Annotated in this window: 19 protein-coding genes, 1 tRNA gene and 1 pseudogene; 10 read left to right on the forward strand and 11 right to left on the reverse strand. The window is 67.0% G+C overall.

Translation table 11 applies throughout. From position 1 onward, the window contains the following. Positions 1-139: 139 nt before the first annotated feature. The 3 genes from ACFCV3_RS01900 to ACFCV3_RS01910 are packed head-to-tail and all read right to left on the reverse strand — an operon-like array spanning position 140 to position 3,765. A complete protein-coding gene (locus tag ACFCV3_RS01900; RefSeq protein ID WP_376025209.1) occupies positions 140-1,162 on the reverse strand; it encodes a 2-dehydropantoate 2-reductase in 1,023 nt (340 codons plus the stop codon). A gap of 5 nt (positions 1,163-1,167) precedes the next feature. Then, a complete protein-coding gene (gcl, locus tag ACFCV3_RS01905) occupies positions 1,168-2,934 on the reverse strand; it encodes a glyoxylate carboligase (protein WP_376025211.1) in 1,767 nt (588 codons plus the stop codon). A gap of 39 nt (positions 2,935-2,973) precedes the next feature. Then, positions 2,974-3,765: a hydroxypyruvate isomerase family protein gene (locus ACFCV3_RS01910; RefSeq protein WP_376025212.1), complete on the reverse strand. Its 792-nt coding sequence runs from the start codon at positions 3,763-3,765 to the stop codon at positions 2,974-2,976. 267 nt (positions 3,766-4,032) lie between these two features. On the opposite strand from ACFCV3_RS01910, the gene ACFCV3_RS01915 reads away from it, so the two are divergent. Next, the gene (locus tag ACFCV3_RS01915; protein ID WP_132164162.1) at positions 4,033-4,236 is read left to right on the forward strand and encodes a cold-shock protein; all 204 of its coding nucleotides are present in this window, start codon (positions 4,033-4,035) and stop codon (positions 4,234-4,236) included. A gap of 58 nt (positions 4,237-4,294) precedes the next feature. Here the strand turns inward: ACFCV3_RS01915 and ACFCV3_RS01920 are convergent, their stop codons facing one another. From ACFCV3_RS01920 to ACFCV3_RS01930, 3 genes are read right to left on the reverse strand one after another with little or no spacing between them, the layout of a single operon-like run. Next, a complete protein-coding gene (locus ACFCV3_RS01920) occupies positions 4,295-4,768 on the reverse strand; it encodes a GNAT family N-acetyltransferase (protein WP_376025214.1) in 474 nt (157 codons plus the stop codon). Further along, positions 4,765-5,178 (reverse strand): peptidoglycan DD-metalloendopeptidase family protein, encoded by a 414-nt coding sequence (locus ACFCV3_RS01925; protein ID WP_376025216.1) that lies wholly within the window; start codon positions 5,176-5,178, stop codon positions 4,765-4,767. Before ACFCV3_RS01925 ends, ACFCV3_RS01920 begins: the two co-directional genes overlap by 4 nt. 33 nt (positions 5,179-5,211) lie before the next feature. Then, entirely contained in the window at positions 5,212-8,415 is a 3,204-nt protein-coding gene (locus ACFCV3_RS01930) for a tetratricopeptide repeat protein (protein ID WP_376025218.1), read from the reverse strand. 182 nt (positions 8,416-8,597) lie between these two features. Between ACFCV3_RS01930 and orn the strand changes: the two genes are divergently transcribed. From orn to ACFCV3_RS01950, 4 genes are all read left to right on the forward strand, one after another. Further along, positions 8,598-9,194 carry an oligoribonuclease gene (gene orn, locus ACFCV3_RS01935; RefSeq protein WP_376025219.1) on the forward strand — a complete coding sequence of 199 codons (597 nt, stop codon included), beginning with the start codon at positions 8,598-8,600 and terminating at the stop codon, positions 9,192-9,194. A 68-nt stretch (positions 9,195-9,262) separates the two neighbouring features. Beyond that, positions 9,263-9,335: transfer RNA gene (locus ACFCV3_RS01940), tRNA-His, on the forward strand. 1,063 nt (positions 9,336-10,398) lie between these two features. After that, on the forward strand, positions 10,399-10,935 hold the full coding sequence (locus tag ACFCV3_RS01945) for a hypothetical protein (protein ID WP_376025221.1): 537 nt from the start codon (positions 10,399-10,401) through the stop codon (positions 10,933-10,935). A gap of 47 nt (positions 10,936-10,982) precedes the next feature. Next, positions 10,983-12,494, forward strand: coding sequence for a PQQ-binding-like beta-propeller repeat protein (locus ACFCV3_RS01950; RefSeq protein WP_376025223.1), 1,512 nt, complete (start codon positions 10,983-10,985; stop codon positions 12,492-12,494). A 67-nt stretch (positions 12,495-12,561) separates the two neighbouring features. Here the strand turns inward: ACFCV3_RS01950 and ACFCV3_RS01955 are convergent, their stop codons facing one another. The 4 genes from ACFCV3_RS01955 to ACFCV3_RS01970 form a co-directional block, all read right to left on the reverse strand. Next, positions 12,562-14,493: a PQQ-binding-like beta-propeller repeat protein gene (locus ACFCV3_RS01955; RefSeq protein ID WP_376025225.1), complete on the reverse strand. Its 1,932-nt coding sequence runs from the start codon at positions 14,491-14,493 to the stop codon at positions 12,562-12,564. A 218-nt stretch (positions 14,494-14,711) separates the two neighbouring features. Next, entirely contained in the window at positions 14,712-15,341 is a 630-nt protein-coding gene (locus tag ACFCV3_RS01960; RefSeq protein ID WP_376025226.1) for a hypothetical protein, read from the reverse strand. 139 nt (positions 15,342-15,480) lie between these two features. Then, the gene (locus ACFCV3_RS01965; protein WP_376025228.1) at positions 15,481-16,965 is read right to left on the reverse strand and encodes a PQQ-binding-like beta-propeller repeat protein; all 1,485 of its coding nucleotides are present in this window, start codon (positions 16,963-16,965) and stop codon (positions 15,481-15,483) included. Continuing rightward, complete coding sequence (locus tag ACFCV3_RS01970) at positions 16,962-17,435, reverse strand: hypothetical protein (RefSeq protein ID WP_376025230.1); 474 nt, start codon at positions 17,433-17,435, stop codon at positions 16,962-16,964. Before ACFCV3_RS01970 ends, ACFCV3_RS01965 begins: the two co-directional genes overlap by 4 nt. Positions 17,436-19,033: 1,598 nt before the next feature. Between ACFCV3_RS01970 and ACFCV3_RS01975 the strand changes: the two genes are divergently transcribed. Continuing rightward, positions 19,034-19,201, forward strand: a complete 168-nt coding sequence (locus ACFCV3_RS01975) for a hypothetical protein (RefSeq protein WP_376025231.1) — start codon at positions 19,034-19,036, stop codon at positions 19,199-19,201. A 67-nt stretch (positions 19,202-19,268) separates the two neighbouring features. Here ACFCV3_RS01975 and ACFCV3_RS01980 read toward each other — a convergent pair whose 3' ends face one another. Then, positions 19,269-21,926 carry a tetratricopeptide repeat protein gene (locus ACFCV3_RS01980; protein WP_376026460.1) on the reverse strand — a complete coding sequence of 886 codons (2,658 nt, stop codon included), beginning with the start codon at positions 21,924-21,926 and terminating at the stop codon, positions 19,269-19,271. On the opposite strand from ACFCV3_RS01980, the pseudogene ACFCV3_RS01985 reads away from it, so the two are divergent. The 4 genes and pseudogenes from ACFCV3_RS01985 to ACFCV3_RS02000 all read left to right on the forward strand — a co-directional run. Continuing rightward, positions 21,826-22,143 (forward strand): annotated as a pseudogene (locus ACFCV3_RS01985) (helix-turn-helix domain-containing protein); the annotation flags it as partial. The gene ACFCV3_RS01980 and the pseudogene ACFCV3_RS01985 sit on opposite strands and share 101 nt — an antisense overlap. A 235-nt stretch (positions 22,144-22,378) precedes the next feature. Then, positions 22,379-22,543, forward strand: coding sequence for a hypothetical protein (locus ACFCV3_RS01990; RefSeq protein WP_376026462.1), 165 nt, complete (start codon positions 22,379-22,381; stop codon positions 22,541-22,543). Between the two features lie 397 nt (positions 22,544-22,940). Further along, positions 22,941-23,261, forward strand: coding sequence for a hypothetical protein (locus ACFCV3_RS01995; RefSeq protein ID WP_376025232.1), 321 nt, complete (start codon positions 22,941-22,943; stop codon positions 23,259-23,261). Between the two features lie 35 nt (positions 23,262-23,296). Continuing rightward, the gene (locus ACFCV3_RS02000) at positions 23,297-23,635 is read left to right on the forward strand and encodes a hypothetical protein (protein ID WP_376025234.1); all 339 of its coding nucleotides are present in this window, start codon (positions 23,297-23,299) and stop codon (positions 23,633-23,635) included. Positions 23,636-23,659: the final 24 nt, after the last annotated feature.

Genomic DNA, 23,659 nt, shown 5'->3' on the forward strand with positions numbered 1-23,659 from the left:
CAAATTTCCCCCCATCCAGCCGTGTTTACGTGAACACTACGACCGGACAAGGGAGCGTGGAAACAGGTGGGTCCGAGCTCCATAAAATCGGACCCACCCCACCGCCCCGGTCTGGGCTGTAGACCGGACCCACCTGGGTCTAGGGGCGCGCCGGAGCCGGCGCGGCGGTGGGGGCGTGGGCGAGGGCCGGGCCGGTGCCGATCTTGCGGGAGAGCAGGTCGGCGACCGCGTGGACGGCGCGGAGGGTCGGGGCCGGCGTACCGGTGAGGTCGGCGAGCTCGACCACGGCGGCCAGGATCACGTCGAGTTCGAGCGGCTTGTCCTTCTCGAGGTCCTGCAGCATCGACGTCTTGTGCTCGCCGACCCGTTCGGCGCCGTCGATCCGCTTGTCCACCGAGATCTCCGGCCGGCAACCGACCGCGGCCGCGATCTCCAGCGTCTCCTCCATCATCAGCCGGATCATCGCCCGGGTGCCCTGATGGGTCGCGATCTCGACCATGGTCGCCCGGGCCAGCGCGCTGATCGGGTTGAAGGCCGCGTTGCCGAGCAGCTTGATCCAGATGTCCTTGCGGATGTCGTCCTCGACCGGGCACTTCAGCCCGCCCGCGATCATCGCGTCGCTGAACGCGACGCACCGCTCGGACACTCCCCCGCCCGGTTCACCGATCGAGAAGCGGGTGCCCTCCAGGTGCCGGACCAGACCCGGCCCTTCCAGCTCGGTCGAGCAGTAGACGACGCACCCGACAGCACGATCCAGATCCAGCACCCGCGTGACTGAGCCACCCGGGTCGACGGACTCGACGCGGCGACCCTCGTACGGACCCTTCAGTCCGTGGAAGTACCACCACGGGATCCCGTTCTGCGCCGCGATCACGACGGTCTTGTCGTGCAGCAACGGCTCGATCAGCGGTCCGGCCGACGCGTACGAGTTGGCCTTCAGTCCCAGGAAGACATAGTCGGCCGGGCCGACCTCGGCCGGGTCGTCGGTGGCCGGGGTCCGCGCCTCGAAGTCGCCACGCGGGCTGAGCACCCGGACGCCATCACGCCGGATCGCCTCCAGATGCGCACCTCGCGCGATCAGGTGCACCTCGGTCCCACCACGGTGCAACGCGGCACCGACGTACGCACCGATCGCCCCGGCGCCGAGAACCGCAACCTTCATCGTCATCACTCCCTCGGCCCGGACGCCGTCGGCACCGGGTGCCGGACGTCGGTCAACTCGTCGAACTCGACCACCTTGTCGATCTCGGTGCCCATGGCAACGTTCGTGATGCGCTCGAGGATCACCTCGACGATCACCGGCACCCGGTACTCGGCCAGCAGCTTCTTCGCCTCGTCCAGCGCGGGCTGGATCCCGTCGGGTTCGAACACCCGCACCGCCTTGCAGCCAAGGCCTTCGGCCACCTTCACGTGGTCGACGCCGTACCCGGCGAGTTCCGGCGTGTTGATGTTGTCGAAGGCGAGCTGCACACAGAAGTCCATGTCGAAGTTCCGCTGCGCCTGCCGGATCAGCCCGAGATAGGCGTTGTTCACCACCACGTGGATGTACGGGATGTTGAACTGGGCACCGACCGCCAGCTCCTCGATCAGGAACTGGAAGTCGTAGTCCCCCGACAGCGCGACCACCGGCGTCTCCGGGTCCGCCACCGCGACCCCGAGCGCGGCCGGCCCGGTCCACCCCAGCGGACCGGCCTGGCCGGCGTTGATCCAGTGCCGCGGCCGGTAGACGTGCAGCATCTGCGCGGCCTGGATCTGCGACAACCCGATCGTCGACACGTACCGCGTCTCCGGCCCGAAGGCGTTGTTCATCTCCTGGTACACACGCTGCGGCTTGATCGGCACGTCGTCGAAGTCGGTACGGCGTCGCATCCGCGCCTTACGGTCCCGGCAGGCGGCCGCCCATTCGGAGCGATCGTCCAGCGGCGCCTGTTGCCGCGCGACATGCACCAGCACCTCCAACGCGGCCTTCGCATCGGACACGATGCCCAGATCCGGTGCGAACACCCGCCCGATCTGCGTGGGCTCGATATCGATGTGCACGAACTTCCGCCCGGCCCGATATGTGTCGAGCCCACCGGTGTGCCGGTTGGCCCAGCGGTTCCCGATGCCGATCACGAGGTCGGCCTCCAGCATCGTCTGGTTCCCGTAGCGATGCGACGTCTGCAGACCGACCATCCCGGCCATCAGCCGATGGTCGTCCGGAATCGTCCCCCAGCCCATCAACGTCGGTACGACGGGAACGTTCGCCAGCTCGGCGAATTCGACCAGCAGGTCGGCGGCGTCCGCGTTGACGATCCCGCCACCGGCCACGATCAACGGGCGTTCGGCCTGCGCCAGCAACTGCAGAACCGCCTTCGCCTGAGCAACCGACGCCCGTGGTGTTGCCACCGGCAACGGTGTGTACAGCTCCGGGTCGAAGTCGATCTCGGTGAGCTGAACATCCAGCGGCAGATCGACGAGCACCGGCCCTGGCCGGCCAGAACGCATGAGCTGGAAGGCTTTCTGGAACGTCCCCGGGACCTGCGCGGCCTCCATCACCGTGACCGCCCACTTCGCGACCGGGGCGGCGATCGACGAGATGTCGACGGCCTGGAAGTCCTCCTTGTGCAGCTTCGCCACGGGTGCCTGGCCAGTGATACAGAGGATCGGGATCGAGTCGGCGCTGGCGGAGTACAGGCCGGTGATCATGTCGGTCCCGGCCGGTCCCGACGTACCGACGCAGACGCCGATGTTGCCGGCCCGTGCTCGGGTATATCCCTCCGCCATGTGCGAGGCGCCTTCAACGTGCCGGGCGAGCACGTGGCGCAACTCGCCCTGGTCGCGGACGGCGGAGTAGAACGGGTTGATGGCCGCTCCGGGCAGGCCGAACAGGTGGGTGATGCCTTCGCGGCGGAGGATCTCCACGGCAGCGCGGGCAGCGGTCATTCGGGGCATACCAGCTCCAATCGAGCGGAAGACGAACGGCGATCCGGCTCAGCGGATCCAGTCGAAGCTCTCGGCGGTCGAGCCGGACGGCTTGTACTCCAGGGCGATCCAGCCGTCGTAGCCCGCGGTGGCGAGCTCGGCGAAGTGCTGGCCGACCGGGATCTTTCCGGTGCCGGGTTCGTTCCGGCCGGGTGCATCGGCGATCTGTACGTGCGCGATCCGGTCCGCGTACCTGGTGATCGCCGTACTCACGTCGTCCCCGTTGACAGTCAGGTGGTAGATGTCGAGCAGCAGACCGATCGCGCCGGACTGCTCCCGGACCCGATCGACCACAGCGACCGCGTCGGCGGCGGTCTTCAGCGGGTAGCGATCGACGCCACTGACAGGCTCGATCAGTACGACGCCACTCAGTGCGCCGGCGGCGGTTGCGGCCAGCGCGAGGTTCTCAGCGGCGAGCTCGTCCTGCTCCTCGGCCCGCAGGCCGTCGACGCGGTTGCCGTAGAGCGCGTTGAACGCGCGGCAGCCGAGCCGCTCCCCGATCCCGAGGGCGACCGGGATGTTGTCGCGGAACTCGCGGGTGGTGGACGGCGACGAGAGCAGACCACGGTCACCGGCCGGCAGATCACCGGCTGCGAAGTTCAGTCCGATCAGCTGGACACCGGCGTCGGTGATCGCACGTTCGAACGCGTCGACCTCGGCATCGCCGGGCAGGTGGGTGTCGAACGGCCACCAGAACTCGACCGCCCCGAACCCGGCCGCCTTGGCCGCCGCCGGGCGCTCCAGCAGCGGCAGTTCGGTGAACAGGATCGAACAGTTGACGGCGAACCGGGCAGTGTTCATCGATCCCACCTTCCCGCAGGGCGTTGTATACCGGATACAGTAGGCCGCCGCTGCAGTGCGGTCAAGATCACACTCGACGACAGATGTTCACGCCGTTTGCCGGTTGTGGACCGGCGCCGTGTGCTACTGTCGTTACTGGTTGCAGTTCTTGCAGTTCCTCGATCGTTCATTTACGCCCGCGGATTTGTGATCCGCTGGGCGTTTTTTCTGTCCCGGGCCGGATGACCGCAACCACGTCATTACAACCTTTTTAGAAAGCGGTACATCATGGCCAGCGGTACAGTGAAGTGGTTCAACGGCGAAAAGGGCTTCGGCTTCATCTCCCCGGACGGCGGCGGCGCCGACGTGTTCGTGCACTACTCGGCGATCGCGACCGACGGCTTCCGTAGCCTCGACGAGAACCAGAAGGTCGAGTTCGACCTGACCCAGGGCCAGAAGGGCCCGCAGGCGGAGAACGTTCGCCCGGTCTGAATGACTTAAGGAAGGCCCGGTCACTTCGGTGACCGGGCCTTTTCTTATGTGTAGAGCCTTATGTCCAGAGGTATTCGCCGTCGTCCAGCTGATCGGTGCGGCTGAGTCCGACGGCCGCTGCGACCGCGGCCGAGGCGGAGTGATCAGGGTGGATGTGCGCGACGATCCGCAGGTCCTGAGCCTTCAGCCGGTCGGCCAGCCCTCTGGCGGCCTCCTTGGCGTAGCCGTGGCCCTGCCAGGCAGAGCCGATCACCCAGGCGACCTCCGCCGTACTGCCGGTCACCGTGCTCTGCACGAACCCGATGAGCTCGTCACCGGCCCGGACCACCCAGTTGAGCCAGTGCTCGTCCGCGCGGCCTGATCCGGCGACCTGACGCTCGTACCGGGCCCTGAGCGCGTCCACAGTCGGCGGCTCACCGCCGGTGAAGGCATACAGAGCGGGATCGGACAGTACGCCGGCCATCTCCTCGGCGTACTGGGGTGCCAGCGGGAGCAGGGTCAGGCGAGAGGTGCTGAAGGCGGTCGCGATCACGTGGTCACGGTAGCGCCGGGTGGCTCGGCGGCTCCCTCCACGGCCGACTCACCCGGCGCCACCACCCGCATCCTTGCGTTGGTGTGCAGATCGAACTGGGGCTTGCGATGGTCACCGGCCTGGTACGGCGCGACCCGCTCCTCGTAATGCAGATAGGAGTCGGCGGCGGACCCGAGCAGTTCGCCTGTTTCCACGGTCTCCCCCTGGTTGACCGTGGGTTCGGACAGTCGCCGGTAGAGGTGCCAGATCGTGTTCGACTCGACCACGACCTGGTCACCGTCCACGTGCACCACCACACCAGCCAAAGTCGCCCGGACCGTTCCTCCGGGCAGGGTGTGGTAGTCACGACCTGAGTGCTCCGCGGACTCGAACTCGCGGACCACCACTGGTTTGTGCACCGGCGCTGCCATGAGCAGATCGTGCGCGCGGACCTTCAGCCAGTCTTAAAGCCGAGCCGGTACGGCGGGATAGGCAGCCGGCTCGACCTCCAGCTCACCCATCCGCTGCACGTAGGTCCGGTATGCCCGGCGCGCCTCACCGTGCGCACCACTCGCCTGGAACGCGGAAACCAGGCCCAGATGCGCGCGCTCGTCGTACTGGTCCCGCTGGAGGATGCGGAGCAGGTACCCGGCCGTGGCGTCCGGGTCACGCCGTCCCCGCTCGGCCAGGACACGCGCCACCCGGACATAGAGCGCACGGGCCTCCTCACGCATGCCGGCGGCCCAGTCGGCGTACACGTCCTCTTCCAGGAAGTCACCGCTGTACGCCGCCTCTGCTGCCCGCAGCAACCGCAGATCGCCGGCGTTGAGCCCCTCACGCGCCTCCCGCAGGAACTGCTCCACGTCGACGGCTGTCTGGTCACCGTCGAGCCAGATGGTCGCCCGGTCGGCGCCGATGAAGCGGTCCGGCGGGTACTTCTTCTCTGGGTCGAGTACCGAGCGCACGGTCGACAGGGCGACCGACAGCCGCGGGGATGCCACCGACTCGTCCTGGTCCGGCCAGAGCAGGTCCAGCAACTGCACCCGCGCGACCGGTCGGCAGCGGCGGGCCACCAGGATCTTCAGCAGGTCCCTGGCCTTCTTGGACGGCCACTCCCCCAGCTGGACCGCCTTGCCGCCACGCAGCACGCGGAAGCCGCCCAGACACTCCACCTTCACCGCAGCAGGACCGGTCTGGTCACTGGTAGCCAGTGCTGCCGCCGCATAGCGGGTCGCACCGGCCGCCAGGAAGCGCTGGTGAGCTCGCATGGCGAGCTCACGTCCCTCTGCACCACTGGTGCGCTTGGCGAGCATCAGCTCGGCGCGGGCCTCGCCCAGCTGGTCACCCAGCTCGCTGCGGATGTTCAGGACCTCGTGGAGGACCGATGCGCCACCAGCCTCGGCGTACAGCTCTAGGGCGTCGGCCAGACCGGCACGGTCGCGCCGCTTGCGGCAGAGAGCAGCAGCCTCCTCGGCACTCGCCGCGGCCTCAGCACGGTTGCCTGCGTGCAGCGTGACCCAGCCGAGAGCGACCAGCGCGCCGGAGAGTCCCAGGACCGGGCCATAGGCAACGGCCTGCCTGGCTAGCTCTGCCAGCTCAGCTGCGCGCTGCGGCTCCTCTACTGCCAGCACCCGCGCCAGACCTGCCAGTGACGGGACCAGAGACTGCATGTCCTTGGTCGCCTCGCCGATCGCGATGGCCTCCTCGAAACACGCCCTGGCCATCGCACGGTCGCCACGCTGCCGGTAGACCTCGCCAAGCACCGAGAGCGGTTGGGCGACCCGCTTGGAGTCCAGCTTCTGGTAGAGCGCCCGGGACGCCTCCAGCTCACCGATGGCCTCATCCAGCCGGCCAAGACGCAGCAGCGCCTCGCCACGGTTGTTCAGGGCCAGTGCACGGAACACTGCGAAGCCTGCGCGATCCGCGAGCTCCAATGCGAGGTCGAGCTCCTTGAGGCCAAGCTCGTAGTCGCCCTCGGCGATGTGGTGCGACGAGCGGTTCACCCGGATCCGGATCGACTGCAGGAGATCACCTGCGCGCTCCGCATGCTCCAGCGCCCGCAGGTAGTGCGAAGAGTTGCCACTGGGGTCGCTGTCGACCGCAGCGAGCATCGCGAGCACGGTGTGCGAGATCGCCAGCGCCCTGTCGTCACCAGCAACCCTGGCCGTCTTGTACGCCGAGTTGACCAGCGCCCGGCACTCCTCGAACTCACCACGGAGCCAGTGCGCACCCGCCCACCACGCCTGCAGTAGGGCCTCGTCAGACGGCTGCTGGCCGTCGATGCGACCACGCTGGTACGTCGCGATCGCCACATCGGTATGACCGCGCAGATGGTGAATGAGCCCCAGCCGCCAGGCCACACCCACCGGGATCTCGCCGTCCGGCTCGATGATGCGGTCGAAACACTCAACCGCACCTTGCCAGTCCCCCAGCACCTGTCGCGCTTCCCCTTCGAGCTGGTCCAGGGCCGCACCGCGCAGGTCGGCAGGCAGCGCGGCGACCGCTGCGACCACTACCTCGGCCAAGCCGCCGGCGACCATGGAGTGGCCGGTCTCGGCGAGCATGCGGGCCACTCTGGCCGGGTCGACCGACTGATAGCAGGCGAGCGCGTCACGGTGTTCTCCCACCGATTCGAACCACTTCCCTGCCTTCAGAGTCAGCTCGGCAAGCTCCGGCTCGTCCACGACCAGCCTGTCGTTGGCGAAGTTCTTGACCAGTGGGTTGAGCTCGTAGCCATCCGCCTCGCCTGCTGAAACCAGCAGTCCCCGCGTCCGCAGTTGGTGCAGCGTGTCCGCGTTATCGGTGAGGCCGATCGCCTGACACAGCTCAGATCCGAACCTGGGCAGTACAGCAACGCCCGCCACCAGACGCCGTACCGCTGGAGGCTCTGCGGCGAAGACCTCCTCAGCCAGGTAGTCGTACAGCGGACCGTCGGACCGCAGCGCCCGCCGCAGCCGACCAGCCCGCTCCGCCGCCGGTGCGGTCCGCAGGGCCTCAACAGCCAGCCGTACGGCGGCCGGCCAGCCCTGCACCGCCGCCTGCAACGGTTCCGCGAGGTCCGCCGTACCGTCACCGAGCACGTTCTCCAGTACGGCGAGGGTCTCGGCGACCGTGAACGCCAGCGCGGTCGCGTCGATCTCCAGCACCTGGCCACGGCCCCGCAACCTGTCGATCCCGAACGGCATCGAGGTGCGCGACGCGACAACCAGGTGGACCTTCGCAGGGGCTATCCGCACCAGGCCCTCGATCAACCTGGTCGCCGGCGCATCCGGGCCCAGCTCGTGCAGATCGTCCAGCACCAGGACCAGATCCTCGTCGAGGTTGTGCTCAAGGGCGTCTGCCAGCAGAGCGGCGTACGCGAGCGCTCTGGTCTCCTGCTCCGCGTCCGCGTCCGGTCCGCGTGGGCTCTGCAGCTCAGCCGGGATCGAAGCGAGCGCAGGGACCTGACTGCGCAGGGCGGCCACCAGGCGCGCGACCATGCCGGCCAGCGACGCGTCCTCGGCTCGCACGGTGTGCCAGGCACAGGTGCGTCCAGCAGCCCAGGCCGACAGCAAAGTCGACTTGCCGAAACCTGCGTCGGCCACCACGGTCAGCAACCGCCGCTGCACGCCTTCGTCCAGCAACGCCGTCAGCCGCGGCCGGCCCACTGTCCCCGTCCCAGGCTCCATCAGCCCCAACCTTCTCCCCAGGTTCCCGAACAGGACAGCATCAGCAGCCTCCGGAGCGCAACCAAGTTGTCACGGAACCGTGGTGAATAGTCTCGGATTGTTGCCGCCGCGGCAACGGGAACGGCGGCCCGGCGGCCAGCCGGTCACGGGACTGTCCATGGTCAGCCGTAAGGTGGGTGCCCATGAATGACCGGCTGGTGTGGATCGACTGCGAGATGACCGGCCTCGACCTGGCGGCAGACGCCCTGATCGAGGTTGCGGTGCTCGTCACCGACTACGAACTGAACGTGCTCGGAGACGGGATCGACCTGGTGATCAAGCCACCCGCCGCCGCCCTCGAGCAGATGGGCGACTTCGTCCGCGACATGCACACCGGGTCCGGCCTGCTCGCCGAGCTCGACCAAGGCATCGAGCTCGCCGACGCCGAGCAGCAGGTGCTCGACTTCGTCGCCGGCTACGTCAAAGAACCCCGCAAGGCCGCCCTGGCCGGCAACTCCGTCGGCACCGACCGCACCTTCCTGGTCCGCGACATGCCGCGCGTCGAGTCCCACCTGCACTACCGCAACGTCGACGTCAGCTCCATCAAGGAGCTCGTCCGCCGCTGGTACCCACGCGTCTACTACGCCACCCCCGCCAAGACCGGCAACCACCGCGCCCTGGCCGACATCCGCGAAAGCATCTCCGAACTGCGCTACTACCGGCAGACCGTTTTCGTCGGTCAGCCCGGCCCGGATTCGGACACCGCCCGGGCCGCCGCAGCCGCCGTCTCGGAGTCCTGAACCCCCGATTTTTAGTACCAGCACATCATCGCTATGATTACCCAGCCGCCGCAGTACTAGCGGCAATGGTGGGTGTAGCTCAGCTGGTAGAGCACCTGGTTGTGGTCCAGGTGGTCGCGGGTTCAAGTCCCGTCACTCACCCTCAATGGGAGCAGCCCCAGATCGGAGCCCGAAAGGTCTCTGACCTGGGGCTTCTTCGTTTTCGGGGATGCGCCCCGAGGGCGCTTCCGATCGCCGTACTGAGGACGGAATGAGCGGCGCGTCTCACAGTCATCTCACAGACCGTTTCGCAGGGGCCTGCCGAGCCTCGTACCGGCCTCACGCAGCGCCTCCTGGAAGGCATGCAGGTACTGCTCCGTGATCGAAATCTGAGACTGTCCCAGCCATGCTGCCGCGACCACGATGTCGACCCCCAGGTGCCCGAACAAGGATGCCGCGAAGTGCCGTGCAGCGTGAGCGGCGGCAGCCCAGCTGCGGCCACCTGCTGCTCGAGCAGACACCAAGGTGCGCTCAACGGACCTACCGCTGAAACTCGCAGCAGGCGGCACTGAACCTGGCAGGCTGCATCCGAGGGCCCGGGCACAGCACGATGCCGCCAGAGTCCAAGGAAGGGTCCAGAATGGTGCAGCGGCTCACCGATGTGGACCCGGAGGAGGTCGGCCGCTACCGGCTCATCGCCCGGCTAGGGCAAGGCGGCATGGGCGTTGTCTATCTCGTCGAATCGGACGGTGGCCAGAACGTCGCCGTGAAAGTACTGCGCCCCGATCTGGCACGGGGAGCTCGGTCAGCGCCGGCTCGATCGCGCGCTGGTCGACCAGGCCGGCGGCCACGAGCAGACCGAGACAAAACTACCGCGTTCAGCCGCGGACGACCGGCAGGCCGAGGCCGGTGACCGAGTTCTGATCGGCGTAGGCCTTGCTAAGTTCCAGTCTGACGGCTTTTGCGCTGGCGCTTCGATTGCTTGGCTGTCTGAATCTTGGCCCGCTCAATCGCCCGGTCCCGACCTCAGCGGCTCGGCCTCAGTCAGTTTCCGCCAGGCGGCGCCCTCAGTTGCCGACAGCAAGCTGATTGCAGGAAGGTGCAACTGACTCTGTCGGTGGCCTTCTTCGGCTCGCTGGCGTCTTAACATGGCGCCCATGCACCGGCAACTCGCAGTGACGATTGAGGCGTTCGCGCCGCTGCCTGTCAGCGTTTGGACGATCCGATGAGGATGCCGGGACGCAGGGTCGTGGTCGCGGCGGGGATCGTGGTCGGGCTGGTTGCTGCGTCGGTGAGCGCGGTCGTCGCGCGTTCTTCGCAGACCGGTGAGGCGACCTGGACCTACGCTGGGCCCGATCGTTCTGGGTGGATCGTCAACGTGATTGGAGTGCGGGGTGACACCGCCGTGGTGGTGGCGCGCCGTATGAAGGCCGCGCCACTCGGCAGTCCGAAGGACGAGGCCCTCAACCAGAGCTGGCTGATCGGTCTCGACCGAACCGGCAAGGAACGCTGGCGCCACGACATGGGCAGCGCTTTGAACTACGACCTGGCGTTCGGCACAAAAGTCGCCGACGACACCGTCATCACCAGGAACACTCCGCCCGGCGGAGGACCCGGACTGTGGGCCCTCGACCTTGCCACCGGAAACCCGCAGCAGGTCCTCACCAAAGGCTTCGTGGAAAGCATCGTCAGTGACGGCAAGTCGATCACCTTCGTCGCGAACGGCCTGGTTGTCACCCTCGACCACGGCCAACCGCGGTAGCCGGCGCGCATGGACAGTACAACAGTGACTGTAGAGAGGTCTGGATCGTGAGTATCCGCAGATGGCAGAAGGTCCTCTTGATCGGCGTGCCGCTGGTGTTGGTGGTTGCCGGTGGTGTCGCGATCCGGGTGCTTCCGGATCGCTGGGCCGCTCGCTGCTCGGCGGTCAACGCACGGGTGTCGGGCAAGGACCTGCCTGAGGTGCGGTTCCAATCGCCTGAGCAGTTCCAGCTCGGGACGCCGGCTTGGAGCAAGCAATGGTGGACCGATGCGCTGGCTGCCGCCGGCCAGAATCCCGCACCTTTCGGAACTTTCCGCGGCGCGGTCCGCATCGATGCCGACGGACTCAACGGCAGAGCGGCCGAGATCTACTACCGCGAACTCGCCGGGATGAGGGACTCGTGGCGTGGGAACGTCCTGCTCACGATGTACCCGGAAGGCCACCATCAAGGCGTTTCGGTCCGGGCCAAGCAATCGACAGACGCGAAAACCTGGGCAATCCCGGACCACAGCAGCTCCGTAGACATTCCGGCCGGGAGCGACCAGATGATCCTGGCGGACACACCGGACGGACGGGCACGTCTGACCTCGATCAGCCGCGACAGCGGCAAGACGACCTGGTGCCAGGAGCTCGGCAACTTGGGCGACCTCGACCGGTACGGCCCGGCAATCGCTTCCGTCCCCAGCTCCAACAGTCTGTTCCTCGCTGAGCCCACCGCGAATCCGTACCGGCACGAGGAAGACGAGGCGACCGTCATGATCAGCCGACGGAACCTGGCTGATGGAAAGCTGCTGTGGCGGGTGCCGGCCGATGGCTTTCACCGGGTCGCGACGATCGAGCCGTTCCAGGATCTGGCCCTGGTCGCCAGGACCGGTCCTGCGCTGAGCGGCAACGACCGCTACCGGCAGTTCGGCGATGCTCCGAAACCAGCAGGCAACGTCGTCCAGGCCCGGGCGGCGGCCGACGGCAGTCTGCGCTGGACCTACCGCGGCCCGGACAAGAGCGGCTGGATGAATTCCATCGTCGGCATCGACGGCGACACGGCAGTCGTACTGTCCCAGCGTGACCGGGGAGGTTCGGGCAGAGTCGAAGACGAGCTCAACCGTCCGCAAGCAGCACTTCAGACGACGAGCTGGCTCATCGGCCTAGGGGCCGACGGCAAGGAACGCTGGCGCCACAACCTCACCAACAGGCTGTACTCATGGCGAGGATTCGGTACGACGATCGCCAGCGGCGTCGCACTCAGCGTCGAGGGCGACCTCCGGCACCCGTTCGAGAAGCAGGTCGTCGTCGCCAGAGACATCACCACCGGAGCTATCCGGTGGCGCACCCCGGTCGCGGAATACACCCTGGCCCCCGACTTCTATGGTGCGAAGGTCGTCGGCGATGTCCTCGTGACCAGCTCCCAGGCCGAGAAGCTGATCGCGATCGACCTGCGCACCGGCGCCATCACTCAGCCCCTGGGCAAGAACACCCGGTTCAGCGGCATGGTCGCAGACGACCAGTCGATCACGATCAACGCCTCCGGTCTACTGCTGACCTTCGACCGGCACAGCTGAGCAGCTAGTGCGGCCTGCGCCAGGCCGCGTGCGTTCGGGCTCGTCGCCGCACTGGAACCGTTGTGGGTCAGTTGTGGTCGAGTGTGATGACGAGGCTCTCAGTGGTGAAGGTGATCGACTTGTCGTCGCCGACGATGGAGCCGACGCGGCCTTCGGGCAGCACCGTTGCTTCCTTGCCGGTTCGGAGGTCGAGGGACCGGATCCCGTAGTTGGGTCCGTAGGCGGCGGCCACCAGGTGGTGGTCGACGATGGCGGACTCTTCGAGATGCAGGTTCGGTGCCTGGGCGGTGCCGCCCAGCCGGGTCCAGAGCACCTTGCCGGTGGCGGTGTCACGGGCCACCAGACGGATCGGATCCCGTTCCGCGGCGCGCTGTTCGGTGAGAACGACGTCTCCGGCAACCTTCGCCTCATCGGTGAGGTCGAACGCCAAGGCGCTACCCAGGTCCTGTCGCCAGCGTTCCTTGCCTGTGGGGTCGAGGGCAATCAGCCAGCTCTGTACGTGCTCCGCGCCGTTGGCTGGAGTCTTGTTCGACTGCCGAGCCGCCACGATCACAGTGTTCCCGCTGATCCCGATCACATTGACTGCCCAGCTCGAGTCGTCGGGACCGGCGAATGTCCAGGCCGGGTCACCGGTTGCTGCCGAACGGGCAACGAGTATTCCGGCGTCCGGCGTCCTGGGGCGGGTCTGGCTGTTCCAGTCGGCAGCGTAGTTCTCCGGTGGCACTTGGCTGAACAGGACCTGGTCTCCGAAGGTATCGATCGAGCTCACGTGGCGGATGCCCTGGACCGACCGTTCCCAGCTGATCTTGCCGGACGTGGCGTCGACCTTCGTCAGCCGAACGCTCTCGCTGTCGGCCTCGTCGGCCTGCCCGCGGACGACGTACAGTTGCTTGTCCTGCTCGGTGGTATCGGTTTTGAAGATGGCGCGGCTGTCGTAGATCGGGTCCTTGCCGAGCGAGGTGCACCACTGCCGCCCGCCGTCGGTCATGGTGAACGCTGCTGCCATCGGGCGGGGAGTGAGTTTCAGCATCATCATCTGGCCGGGGAGCTGGCTTGCGTGGACGCCGTTGCCGGAGTACTCGCGACCCCATCGGACCAGGCCGGTCGTCCGGTCAAGTGCGACAAGTGATCCGTTCAGGTCTGCCCCCAGCCAGGAGGGCGCGCCGACGGCGAGGATCGGATCCCCATTGACGGTGCCGATGGGATTGACCGAGTCGGGCGCTCGGCCGGCGGCGGCAGTAACGATGACGCGAGTGGCCGGCCGGAACCCACCGCCGGGTTTGCCGACAGCAGTCAGCATGGCGCGGGCTCGCTCCGAGCGGTAGGTGGTCTGCCGGTCTTCGTCTGCTGGGCTGAGGTCGATGCCGGCCACCGGGTCGGCGTGGATCGTTCGGAGTACCTCGGCCGGTGTCGCTTCGAACTGTGCGGAGCAGCGCTCTGCCCAGCGGTTCCAGCCGGCGTACGCGACCGGTACGGCGGATGTCAGCGCGATCGCGATGACGGTGGCGAGGGCGACCCGACGTCTCGACGTGCGTGGAACGGCGTTACGACGGCGCAGTACGAACCTGCCGATGGCGGTGACCACAGCGTTCGTGAGCCATAGCGCGACCGCGATTTTCGGGCCGAGCAGCCATCCGCTGTCTGAGTAGTCGTCGGGTGAATCGTTCCACAGGTTCAGCGGGTAGGCGACAGCTGTCACAACGCCTGCGAGGCTGCCGACGACTGCGACGCGGGTGCCAGGTAGGAGCAGGCAAAGCCCGGCCAGGAACAAGCTGATCATTGCCCACACAGTGGCGCCTCGCACGGACAACGGCTGGTCTGCGCCGAGAAGCTGGAACCCGCGGAAGAACTGCTCCCGTCCGTAGTCGCTTCCCTGCCCGACCACGAGCCAAGGAAGAAAGGCCAGCGTCAGGATCACCAGCAACGGGAGCAAGCGAGCCGCGATCCTGGCGCCGAGTGGCAAACGCGCCGTTCCTTCGTCGATGTCGAGCTTGCTCATTCCCGCCTCTCGTTTGGTTGCGTCATCAGCCTTCTTGCCGGCTTCCGATCAGCCCGTCTCAGCCATATCGATGGCCACCAGTCACAGGGCAACTGCGATGACCTGCCTGCGCCCGCGACTCGCAACGGTCCGAAGGTTGTCGGAGACGTCCTCGCGACCGGCTCCCAGAGCGAGCAGCTGATCTCGATCGGCGCAGCTGAGCCACGACTGGAGCACTCTTAGTGCGGCCACTCCCCGCCGGCGCAGAAGTTCGAAATTCTTGACATTCCTCCATCTCCAAAGCTCTCGACCCGCCATTCTCCAGATTCGCGAGTGAGGTCGGGCAGCAGGTCGACCTCAGGCTTCTTCACCACCTCCGGATCAGGGTGCAGCGTCTCGTTGGCATGAACGATCCGCAGGCCGGACTGATCCATGCATCCGGACAGCGACGTACCGTCCTCGGAGTACCTGGGTCTGACGGTGATCTCCAGCTCGCCGCCCACACGATCCTGGCTCGCTTTGCGGTCGGCGAAGTAGTCGCGAAGCTGCTTGAACTCGTCGTCGGTCGCGACCTTTGCCAGCTCAGGATCCACCACATACGTTGCGAGCGCGTTGTAGTAGGCGCGGGTGTAGGTGACCCAGGCCCGGATCGCCAGCTCGCCGTCGTTGTCGGAGCGTCGTTCCGGCCGATGCAGCGTGAGCTTGAGCTTGCCGAACTGGTCGACTGTCTCCGTCGGCACCTTCGCCGGGACCAACGGCGTCTGAGGCCCGGCCGGCGCCGACTCGGACGCCTGGCTGCGCGGCGGCGACTCGTAGCCATCAGCACCGCCGCCTGATGTACACCCGGCCAGCACCACTACCCCAGCCACAACCGCAGCCAGTAGTCGCCAATCCGTCAGCCGAGGACCCGATGGCCTCAACTTGTCGACCGCCGGCACCTCGGCGCCATGCCGCACGCTGCTACGGCCAGGCTGACTCACCATGGGCCCATTCCCCTATCGGTTGCGTTCATCTCGGCCTGCGGTCGAAGGTGAGGATCAGCCCTGCTGCTTGGGCCACGATGGCTCGACCGTCCACCTTGACGTCCAAATCGGCAGCCACGCCTGCGTCGATTAGGAGCGTCTGGACCGCACCAGAGGTCAGGTTGATGGAGATCAGGTCGTGGGCGCGTGCGATCAGCAGGCTGCCGTCGACAACAGCGAGGCGAGCGGGGCGGACAGATCGCTGGTAGTGGTCGAAGTCCTTCACCCAACGCGTCTTTCCGGTGGACATCTCACGTGCGACGACGGTCTGGGTGTCCACAGAGGTGTCCTTGTACTCGAATGTGAGCACCGCGTCTCCGGCAAGGCTCACCCCGGAGCGAGCGCCGGCATTGATCCTGTTGGCCAGGTCCTGCCGCCAGCGTTCTCTGCCGTCCGGTCCCAGCCCAATCAGCCAGTTCTGGCTGTCCCGACCGCTGAACACATAGCGCTCTCCGCCCTTGCCTGCTGCGTCAGGGCGGGTCCGAGTGGCGACGACCACCGCCGAGGAATCGCGGGCTCCCACCACCGACAGAAGCCAGCCGCTGCCGCCCGGTCCCCCGTACTCCCACGCGGGTTCACCATCGTCGGCCCGAAAGGCACGAAGAGCACCACCGTCAGTTTTCACATGACCATTGCGGTCCAGCATCGGATGCCAAGGACGATCCGCCGTCTTGTCGCCCCACTGGGTGACCAGAACCTTGTCACCGAAGGCATCCACCGTGCCGCGGTCGTCGAATCCGTCGATCTGCTTCTTCCAGCGGGTCTTCCCGGTGAGCGGATTCAGCGCGATCAGTGTCGGCGGTTGGTCATCCTCGTAGTAGTCCGAATCGCTCAAGGCAAACAGACCGCTGTCGCCGGATGCGAGCACAGCCGTTGCGTGTTCACCACCGACGGAGACGCACCACTGCAGCTCGCCACTACGAGGGTCCACGGAAGCGACCTGAGGAACCTTGCCGGATGGCAGTTGTGTCAGGGCCAGGCCTTGTGGAGTCTGGGCCGCCTCCAGTTCGTGGTTGTTGTACCAGCGGGCCCAGCTCTTCCCGCCTGTGTTGCTGTCGAGCCGGGTGAGGGCTCCCGCGGACACCCGCTGCTTGCCTTCAAGCTCTATCTGCTTGAACAGAAGCAGCGGCTCACCGTCCGCGACTCCTACAACCTGCCGGGCTTCCCTCGGTGCCAGGGTCTTCTCGTCAGCGGCAACCGCGACACTGCGCAGTGTTCCCAGACTGGGGGTGCGCTGTGCCTGGGCGAGCACGTTCCGTGCAAAGACACGCTGCGACTGCACCAGCGGCTCGAGGTTGACGTCGGCGGGCTTGACTGCGCGGATGTTCGACGGCAGCTTCTGGGTCGTCGGCACCGCTCCGACCATCGCGTCGCAGCGCCCGTTCCACCACCGCACACCCATGACAGTTCCCAAGGACCCGATCAGCACAACGATGACGGCGGCGATCGTCACGGGCTTCCGGCGGCTCACTCGACATCCCCGGCAGGTGAGTCAGGCCGAGTTGACCAGCCGGCCACGGAGACACACGCGGCCACCAGCCAGATGCCGGCCGCGACAGTTGGCGCCCCGCTCCAGTTGACATGCTCGATACTCGATCCCGGCAACGCCGGACCCGACTCCGGCTTGACGATGATGATCCAGACAGTGACCGCAACCCCTGCGCAACTGCCTGCCACGGCAGCAATCGTTGCCGGCCGCACCAGACAGACCAGAGCGAGCAGGAGGTAGGCACGAAACAGCCACGTGGCCAGGCCGCCCAGCGGTGAGTCGGCGGCGGAGAGAAGGTCGATCAGGTTGACACCGCTGTAGATCTGCGGCGGGTACACGAGGCCGTCGTTCCAGATTGTCAGCCACGGCGTAGCGAGGAGGACCAACAGGGCAAGGGCTGAGGCGAAGCACATCAGCCGGAAGTCTCGCCGTTTCTCGTCCGCAGCACGCATCGAATCCCCGTCCCAAGGTCCCTTGTCGCAGACATCCTTGCAGCATTGAGGCCGAGTGGCGGCCAGAAAATCGTTGATTGCAGCAACATGCAACAGCCTGACGAGTCCTTGCCGCCGCCACAGCCTTGTCATCTGCGGCCAGTCTGCGAGCCGGGCTCAGGATCCGAGGTCGGACTCTCCAGATCTGCGGTGCAGGCATCGTTTGACGTGCCCCATCGAGGCACGCGCTTCTTGGTCGCTTGACACACTCACCGCTGCAGCTCAGCGGCAAGTTCAGGCTTCTCCATCGGTACGAGGCCGTGCCGCGTTCCACTCGATGAACCCGCCGTCGATCACGCTCACACGAACCGTCCCGCCACTGCGCAGAATCGCGCCCTGATCCAGCTGTACAGCGCCGCCCTTCGCAGAGGCCACGCTTCGGACCACCTCGGGCCACGCAGTGCGCCGACTAGCCTGATCGCACACGGCCGGTTGCCGACGAGGCCTTCTCAGCCACGATGATGGCCACCACCCACAGGAAGCGCGATGACCGGTGCTCCGGTCCAGTGCGCCTCAGATCCTGACGGCTCCGGTTTCACGAACAGCATGGCCCCCGTGGCGACAAGCCCCAAGGGTGCGCGGACGGCCGCAAGGCCTGTCGGCGGCGAGGGGACCAAAGCGGTCAGGACGAGTATCACGTACACGAACTGCAAGAACACTCGCAGAGCGACCACCGGCCCGTCCGTCCACTGACCCACAACCCAGCCAATCCCGCTGTACACGTCGAGGTGCCCCCCCGTCGCGAACAGTCAGCCAAGTAGGCGCAAGTACGACGAGCTACGCGACCGCGACGGCAAAGCCCATCAGCCGGAAGTCCGGCGGCCCGGAACCGTCGCCAGCAGCTCCCTCGACGCTATCCGCAGCGTCACCATCTCCGCTGTGACTCACCATCAGTCCTTCCCAAAATCAGTTGCGCCAAAGGACGCTAGTCCCAGACATCTTTGCAGCCTCAGGACCGGCCGACGGCCCAAAGATCGTGATTGCAGCAGCGCGCAACAGACTGGCCAACCCCAGTCGCCTGATCACCTACGCCCGCGGCCCGTGCGTGGAAGCCGAAGAACTGTGGCAGGTGCGTCCGTGCATCTACCGACGCGGACGACGCGGAGTGGGTTGGAGGTGAGTCGCTCTAGTAGCGGCTCGGTACTGAAGCTGGGTACCGGTGTTGGAGGCAACTTTCTGAACCGGAAGGAAAGGCGTGGTCTACGCACGTGATCGCAGCGGGCGAAGCGTAGAGTGACGAGGACGTTTCAGACGTTGCGGGAGAGAGTCGGCGGGAACCCCGGTCGGGCTGATCGCCCACGGGCTCGGACGCTCCGAGGATGCGATCTACGCCAAGGCCGAGGCGGAGGGGAGCTCTCTGCAGCCTCCGAACCGGGCCCAATACGGGCGACTCGCCTGACCTTTCGGCGCATCCTGGTCTCATGACCACCGGCCCAGCGCGGGACCGAGGCGAGTACGGCGGGATCCACGTCTCGCCGCAAATGCCGGCTCGCGCCGGGCCCCTACAGCGTGCCGGCAGCCCAGTTGAGCCGAGGCTGCCGATCCGACGGAGACAGATCGTGCCGCGGGCACGGCGTACTGACGACGCGGCCGCGGTCCGGATCCCCGCAGGGTTGACCGGGCCAATCGACCTCGAGCCCACCGAGCCGGTCGACGAGATCCCCGGCCCGAAGGCGCTGGCCTGCGGTACGACGTACCAGCCGAAACTCGACGACTACCTTCACTGACTCGTCAACAGCTGTGACCCTGATGGATGACGAGCGGGGTCTGGATGGGCCTGCCTGATGGTCCTGATCAGAGGTGTTCGCCTCGGTCCGTCTGCTCGAACGAGTCGGCTGGCTCACCGTTGTCTGTGAGCCCGAACCGCAGTAGCTGTTCGGCGGCGGCGTGGTCGCCGACCTGGTCTCGACGGTCGGCCAGCATTCGCAGAGCGTAGCCGTCGCCGCGGTCGATCGCCTCTTGCAGTAGCTGTTCGGCGGCGGCGTGGTCGCCGGCCTGGTCTCGACGGTGGGCCAGGTCCAGCAACGCGCTGGTGTCGCCGCGATCGAGCGCTTCTTGCAGTAATTGTTCGGCTGCGGCGTGGTCGCCGGCCTGGTCTCGACGGTGGGCCAGGTCCAGCAACGCGCTGGTGTCGCCGCGACCGGCCGCTTCTTGCAGTAATTGTTCGGCGGCGGCATGCTCACCGGCCCGCTCCCGCCGGTGGACAAGGTGCACCCGCGCGATGCCGCTGCCGCGGTCGGCCGCCTCTTGCAGCAGCTGCTCGGCAGCGGCGTAGTCGCCGGCCCCATCTCGACGGTCGGCCAGCTCCACCAGCGCGCGGGTGTCGCCGAGGTCGGCCGCGTTTCGCAGTAGCCTCTCAGCGGCGTCGTGGTGGCCCGCCTCGTCACGCCAGCGAACCAGGGCCCACACAGTGCCCGTTTGACCACGGTCGGCGGCCTTGCGCAGCAACTGCTCAACGGCGTCGTGATCGCCGGCGATCTCGCGACGCCAGGCCAGGCTCTGCAGCGCATCGGCGTCTCCGCGGTCGACGGCCTCTTGCCGCAGCTGCTCGGCAGCGGCGTAGTCGCCGGTCTTCTCCCGACGGTCGGCCAGCATCCGCAGAGCGCCGAGGTCGCCGAGGTCGATCGTCTCTTGCAGCAGCTGCTCGGCAGCGTCATGGTCACCGGCTTGGTCCCGACGCCAGACCTCTGTCCACACCCAGTCGGTGTCGCCGCGCTCACTCGCCTGTCGTAGCAGCTGGTCGGCAGCGGCGTCATCACCGGCCTCCCGGCACCGGTGAGCAAGACGCCTCAGCGCGAAGGTCTCCCCGCGGTCGGCGGCCTTTCGCAGCAACTGATCGGCAGCGGCGTCATCACCGGCATCCTTCAGAAGTCGGAACAGGTCCCACGAATCGTCGATGTCGCCGCGGCTGGCGGCCTCTCGCAGCAACCGCTTGGCAGCGTCGTGGTCACCAACCCACTCCCGACGACGGGACAGGATCAGCAGCGCGTTGGTGTCGCCGCGGTCGCCTGCCTCTCGCAGCAACTGCTCGGCGGCGTCGTGGTCGCCCGCCTCGACCCACCGGTCGGCCAGCTTATGCAGCGCCTTGGTGTCGCCGTGGTTGGCTGCGAGCCTGTAGAGCTGGACGGCTCGGTGGTATCGGCAGCGGCGCTCGGCTTGAGTGGCGAGGGCGGTGAGCAAGGCGGGATCGGTGATGGTGGCGGCGGCGTTCCAGAATGAGCCGGGTGGGTAGATCGCGACCCGAGCAGTGGCTCCAGTTTGCTCGACGGCATCGGCCAGCCGTAGGGCAGCAGCATCGTTGATGCTGACTCGGGTGAGTGGACCGGGGATGCCATGTTGGGGCTGATCGAGGTCGTCGACAACCTGGTCGAACCAGGCTTGGCCGTATTGGCGGTCGAGGGCAGTTTGGTCGGCCTGGGACAGGTATCCGAGTGCGGCGCGGCGCAGGAACGCGGGCGGCAGGTGGACGGGATGCCCTAGCCGGCGGGCGTCGATTGCGGCGTCGAGCACGGCCCGCGCAACGGGCGAGGCGGTGCGGTAGCGGCGCAGCAGCCCGGGTACTCCGGCCAGGTACTGGGTGATACGGCCGGCTTCGGCCTGGTCCACTGCGACGGCCAGTCGCGGGTCGTGGGCGGCGGCGGCGCGTGCCGCCGCAAGGTCAGCGCCCGCGAACGCTGTTGGGACAGCGATGTCGGTGCCGGTCAGCAGTGCCCGGGCCTGGGCGTGCGGGTCGGGCCGTCCGTCGGGCGGAATCGTGGTGAGTTGGCGCCAGAATTGCGGCCACAGCGTGGCTACGACCAGGACCGGCGCGCGATGGGAGTCGGCGAGCAGGGTCCGCAGTGCGGCCGCCACCTGTTCACCGGCCGCGGGGTCCGCGGTGGCCAGGTAGTGGTGCGCGTCGTTGATCCACACCACCGTGTGCGACTTGGCCTCGGCCACGCAGCCCAGAACGGCCTCCGGACGGGAGGGGGCGATGGGGTGCCACAGCCGCCACCGTTTCGGCAGCGCCTGGACGGCTTCGTGGCAGGCGCGGGTCTTGCCGGTTGAGGAGTCTCCCACCAGCGTGACCATCCGGCTCGTGCCGCCGAGCGCCTGTTGTATTGCTGCGGCCAGCCGATCATCGTGGGCGCGGCGTACATAGGCTGTCTGCTCCGGCAGTCGCTGACCTGGCACCTCGACTGGATCGTGAACTTCCAGCTCCGCAGCGCTGAGGTCCCGCATCCGGCGGCCCAGCTGGCGCCGCCGGGCACGCGCTGGCACGGCCGCGGCCAGTTCAACGACTGCCGCGATCACGACTAGCCCGCCGAGAACCGCCCAGACCAGCTTCTCGCGACCATCGACAGCCGGCAGCATGTCGCCGGCCATCTCGGTGGCCAACCCGATCGCGGCAAACACCAGCACCGCCGCGACCACCAGCAGCCGACGGCGTTGGTCACTGCGATCGGGCGACATACGTCAATGCTGTCAGGTATCAGCTGCACACCGACAGCACACGCCGCTCCTCGGTGGAGTGACTGGCCTGAGCGGCGGGTACGGCGATTACGGCACGCTGCTGAAACTGGCACGCACGGCACGGGGCCTGACCCAGGCCCAGGCCGGGGCGATGGCCGGCTGGTCCGGCACGACCATCTCTCGGTACGAGACCGGCACCCAGCGCTTGACCGATGTGGCGGTGCTGCGGCACATGGCGCTGCCGCGCCGGATATCGCGTGCCAGAGGACCTTCGCTGATCTGGACCTGCCTGCCGTGCGAGTCAACAAGGGTCTCGAGTCAGGCGACGATCTCGCTTACACGCACTGCTCGCCGATCGGGCTTCAGTTGCAATACGGGCAGTACTTCGGCAACGCCACCAAGCCCGCCCGGCAACAGCGGAACAGTGTGCACAGCTCGCCCGGGTGGGCGCGGTGTCCGGCAGCATCGAGCCATCCGACCTGAAACTCGACCAGTCCTTTTGCCTGGTCACCGACGAGGAGAACGTGGCCTGGCTCCGGCTGATCAAAAAGGAGAAGGCATCCGAAAGCCCCGAACCCAACCTGGTGTTTCAGTTCGCAGTCTGGAAGCGTGCCTAGAGTGCTGGCCCTACGCCGGAACCGGGTTTTTCCGGTGCCGGCGAGCCTGAGACGACGGCGCTCTCCTTGAGGGCCTGGCTGTCGTGGTGGAAGGACCAACTGGCGCACCCCTCGGATGGCCGCATACCCAAGTCTGCTGCTGACAGTGTTGACCATTCGGCCGAGTGGCCGGCCTTCACCATCTGGTCCAGTCCCGCAGCAGCCCACAGCAGGGACAACGCCAAGGCGAGAGGCTAGCGACGGCACCTGTGCCCCTAGAGTTTCGCCGAGCTGACCCCCTTTGGCCACTTGTCGGCGCCTGCATGGCCGCTCCCGTTGGTGATCATCCTGCCGTATGGTCGACCGCACATCGTTGGATTCACCCAGGGACAGGTCATATCACGTGACTATCAAACGGATGGCACTGACGGCCACCGCCGTCTTGGGAATGGGGATGGTCAGCATGATGGCGGCCCCGACGGCTGGCGCGGCCGAGGCGGGCGTGACGGCCACGTGCGGCTATCGAGTTGTCTGGGATTCGTCCGCCGTGAAGGAGAACCCTTGGCCGACCGCGGAAATCCTCAAATGGAAGCACGAGGGTGACTTGGTGACGGGCCCGTGCAAGACCGTGTTCAACGAGGTGTCCGGCACCACGTGGACCGCGGTGCATTGCACCTGTGCGGACGACGACGAAGGCTGGATGAGGGAGGTGTCGCTTCGCCAGACGTGGCGCGAGTAGACGGCTCACACTCAGATCGGGAAGGAAACAAGCTCATGAGCATCAAACGAATGGGGTTGACGGCCGTCGCCGTTCTGGGGCTGGGTACGGCCGGCATTGTGGTTGCGCCGATGGCCGCGGCGACCGAAACGGGCGTAGCCAGTACCTGTGGCTACCGTGTCCTGTGGGGGTCCTCCGCTGTCAAGGAAGAAGCGAGCCCGTCCGCGACGATCCGCAAGTGGAAGCACCAGGGTGACCTGGTGACCGGGCCGTGCTTCGAGCTGCGCCACCCACCGTCAGGCACCAAATGGACCGCGGTGTTCTGTACCTGTGCGGAGGACGGCATCGGGTGGATGAACAGCGTTTCAATCGATTACCGCTGGCAAGAGGGCTAGTGTCCCGTGATCCTGCTCCCGTTA

The organism is Kribbella sp. NPDC056345 (assembly GCF_042262745.1).
In the GTDB taxonomy this organism is placed as follows: Bacteria; Actinomycetota; Actinomycetes; order Propionibacteriales; family Kribbellaceae; genus Kribbella.

Bases quoted from the DNA above. Each gene is read 5' to 3' on its own strand.
- ACFCV3_RS01915 (WP_132164162.1), top strand. From the start codon at position 4,033: ATGGCCAGCGGTACAGTGAAGTGGTTCAACGGCGAAAAGGGCTTCGGC.
- ACFCV3_RS01955 (WP_376025225.1), bottom strand. From the start codon at position 14,493: ATGAGCAAGCTCGACATCGACGAAGGAACGGCGCGTTTGCCACTCGGC.
- ACFCV3_RS01980 (WP_376026460.1), bottom strand. From the start codon at position 21,926: ATGTCGCCCGATCGCAGTGACCAACGCCGTCGGCTGCTGGTGGTCGCG.
- ACFCV3_RS01970 (WP_376025230.1), bottom strand. From the start codon at position 17,435: ATGCGTGCTGCGGACGAGAAACGGCGAGACTTCCGGCTGATGTGCTTC.
- gcl (WP_376025211.1), bottom strand. From the start codon at position 2,934: ATGCCCCGAATGACCGCTGCCCGCGCTGCCGTGGAGATCCTCCGCCGC.
- ACFCV3_RS01900 (WP_376025209.1), bottom strand. From the start codon at position 1,162: ATGAAGGTTGCGGTTCTCGGCGCCGGGGCGATCGGTGCGTACGTCGGT.
- ACFCV3_RS01945 (WP_376025221.1), top strand. From the start codon at position 10,399: ATGAGGATGCCGGGACGCAGGGTCGTGGTCGCGGCGGGGATCGTGGTC.
- ACFCV3_RS01910 (WP_376025212.1), bottom strand. From the start codon at position 3,765: ATGAACACTGCCCGGTTCGCCGTCAACTGTTCGATCCTGTTCACCGAA.
- ACFCV3_RS01995 (WP_376025232.1), top strand. From the start codon at position 22,941: ATGGCACTGACGGCCACCGCCGTCTTGGGAATGGGGATGGTCAGCATG.
- ACFCV3_RS01930 (WP_376025218.1), bottom strand. From the start codon at position 8,415: ATGGAGCCTGGGACGGGGACAGTGGGCCGGCCGCGGCTGACGGCGTTG.
- ACFCV3_RS01925 (WP_376025216.1), bottom strand. From the start codon at position 5,178: ATGGCAGCGCCGGTGCACAAACCAGTGGTGGTCCGCGAGTTCGAGTCC.
- orn (WP_376025219.1), top strand. From the start codon at position 8,598: ATGAATGACCGGCTGGTGTGGATCGACTGCGAGATGACCGGCCTCGAC.
- ACFCV3_RS02000 (WP_376025234.1), top strand. From the start codon at position 23,297: ATGAGCATCAAACGAATGGGGTTGACGGCCGTCGCCGTTCTGGGGCTG.